The 2,507-nt window shown below is 60.8% G+C and carries 2 protein-coding genes; both read right to left on the bottom strand.

All coding sequences use genetic code 11. From position 1 onward, the window contains the following. Positions 1-138 precede the first annotated feature (138 nt). Positions 139-903, bottom strand: coding sequence for an IS21-like element helper ATPase IstB (gene istB / locus F3H87_RS21715; protein WP_149789854.1), 765 nt, complete (start codon positions 901-903; stop codon positions 139-141). Continuing rightward, positions 900-2,399: an IS21 family transposase gene (gene istA / locus F3H87_RS21710; RefSeq protein ID WP_149789855.1), complete on the bottom strand. Its 1,500-nt coding sequence runs from the start codon at positions 2,397-2,399 to the stop codon at positions 900-902. Before istA ends, istB begins: the two co-directional genes overlap by 4 nt. Positions 2,400-2,507: the final 108 nt, after the last annotated feature.

Here is a 2,507-nt window from a genome sequence, read left to right as displayed (position 1 = left end):
TGTCAACGGCGGAGTAAAATTCGGCCATTGTGGCGGAGCAAAAGTCGGCCAGTTTGGGGCGAGCGCCTTGGAGCGTGCGGCCCTCATATAGCAAGCCCGGTCCAAGGCGCATTGGCCGTTAGGCCAATTCTGTGAGGTTCATTTGTTGGCGGGGGCGAGGCGGGCGCGGCTTTGATTGAGGCGGTAGCTTTCGCCGTTCATCTCGAGGATGTTGACGTGGTGTGTCAGCCGGTCCAGCAGCGCGCCGGTCAGGCGTTCGGTGCCGAAGGTTTCGGTCCACTCCTCGAAGGGCAGGTTCGACGTGATCAGGGTCGACCCTCGCTCGTAGCGCTGTGAGATCAGCTCGAACAGAAGCTCGGCGCCGGTTTTGCTCAAGGGGACGAATCCCAGCTCGTCGATGATCAGCAGTTTGACCTTGGCGAGTTTGCGCTGGAGTTGCAGGAGGCGTTTTTCGTCGCGGGCCTCCATCATCTCGTGCACGAGGGCTGCGGCGGTCACGAAGGCGACAGGCAATCCTTTCTGGCAGGCAGCCAGTCCCAGCCCGAGGGCGACATGGGTCTTGCCGGTGCCGGAGGGACCGAGCGCGATCACATTCTCCTTGCGTTCGATCCATTCGCAGCGCGCCAGCTCCAGCACCATCATCTTGTTGAGCGACGGGATCGCTTTGAAGTCGAAGCTGTCCAGGCTTTTGATGGTCGGGAACTTTGCGGCCTTGATCCGGCGTTCCACCATGCGCCGTTCCCGGTCGATCAGTTCCAGCTCGGTCAGCCGGGCCAGGTAACGCACGTGATCTACGCCTTCAGCGGCGCAGATACGGGCCTGCTTGTCATGTTCACGTAGGAACGTGGGCAGCCGAAGCGTTTTGAGATGGTGGGCCAGCAGCAGTTCGGGTGCATCCGTCATGCCCCACCCCCTGCCAGCAGGCTCATGTAGGATGCGGCGGAGGTGGTGGTGATGTTGGTTCTGGGTAGGAAGGGATAAACATCCAGATCCAGCCTCGGAGGCCTTTGCTCGACCCTGCACAAGATCAGGTGCTTGATTGCATCGAAGCTGACCGCTCCCATTCGCAGGGCATCTTTGACGGCAAGATGCAGCACGTCAATCTCGAAGCGCTCCAGAAGGCGCAGGACCTGCACATACTCGCGCTTGCCGGCCTTTCCCTGCCGGGCTTCCAGCAGTCGGCGCAGGGTTTTGAACGCTTCGGGCAACTCCCAGCCCTGCAGAGGCGCGGCCTGATCGAAGGACATGATCTTGCGTTCGATCAGCGCCAGGTAATGCAGTGGATCAAACACCATGTCGCCGGTGTCATAGGAGCGCGAATGCTCGGCGATCACCTCGGCGCCGCAGCCGATGACAACCCGGGTCACGAAGCCCTTGATCCAGACTGCACGGTGGCCGTAGGCAACCGGCACCGAGTAATCATTGCGGCGATAACGCACCACGGATGTCGATGTGACCTGGCCACTTTGCAACTCACAGGCCTCAAAGGGAGTGCCGGGCAAATCCCGCATCGCTGCGAGATCGGCCTTCAGCCGTTCCCCGATGCTGACCTTGTGGCCACGCAGAACATCACCCTGGCGCTTGCGGCACTGCTCTTCCAGGTGAGCGTTGAACGCGTGCCAGTCCGGAAAGGACGGGATCGGCACCATGAAGTTGCGACGTCCGTAGCCGACCAGCCCCTCCACGGCCCCTTTGTCATTGCCCTTGCCGGGACGGCCATAGCGGTCCCGGATCACGTAATGCGACAACATCGCGCTGAACCTCTGGGTTCTTTGCCGGGAGCCATCCGGCAGGATCCGGGCTACCAGGCAGCGGTCATTGTCATAAAGAATCGACTGGGGAACCGCGCCGAAGAACGCAAAAGCATGGACATGGCCGTCAAGCCACGCCTCGATATTGGCCGCAGGATAGGCCCGGATGTAGCATGCGTCGCTGTGCGGCAGATCGAGGGCAAAGAAGTGTGCCTTCTGCTCGACGCCGCCGATCACGACAAGCGCTTCACCAAAATCGGCCTGTGCATGACCGGGCGGATGGCTCAGCGGCACGAACATCTCCTTGCCGGTCCGCTTCCGGTCTCGAACGTAATCCTTGACGATGGTGTAGCTGCCATCAAAACCGCACTCGTCCCGCAACCGCTCGAAAATACGCTTGGCGGTGTGACGCTGCTTGCGAGGGCGGCCCCTGTCTTCAGCAAGCCATTGGTCCATCTGGCTGGTGAACGCATCCAGCTTCGGGCGCCTGATCGGCGCTGTCCGCCGATATCCAGGCGGTTCCGAATAGGCCAACATCTTCGCAACACTGTCCCGGCTGATCCCAAAATCCCGGGCAATCTGACGCCCGCTCAATCCATCCTGGAAATGAGCGTGACGCACCTTCAAATACAAGTCCACGGTGTATATCCCCAAGCCCTCCCGAAATCCGAAAGGGCAAAAGTGGACGACTTTTACGCCGCCCGCGACAACACTATGCCGTCGCTACCGTGGCCGAGTATTGCTCCGCCGTTCACA

It is taken from the genome of Lutimaribacter pacificus (genome assembly GCF_900142185.1).
In the GTDB taxonomy this organism is placed as follows: Bacteria; Pseudomonadota; Alphaproteobacteria; order Rhodobacterales; family Rhodobacteraceae; genus Lutimaribacter; species Lutimaribacter pacificus.
The sequence above is the reverse complement of the archived record's forward strand: the minus strand, read 5'-3'. Positions and strand labels throughout refer to the sequence as shown.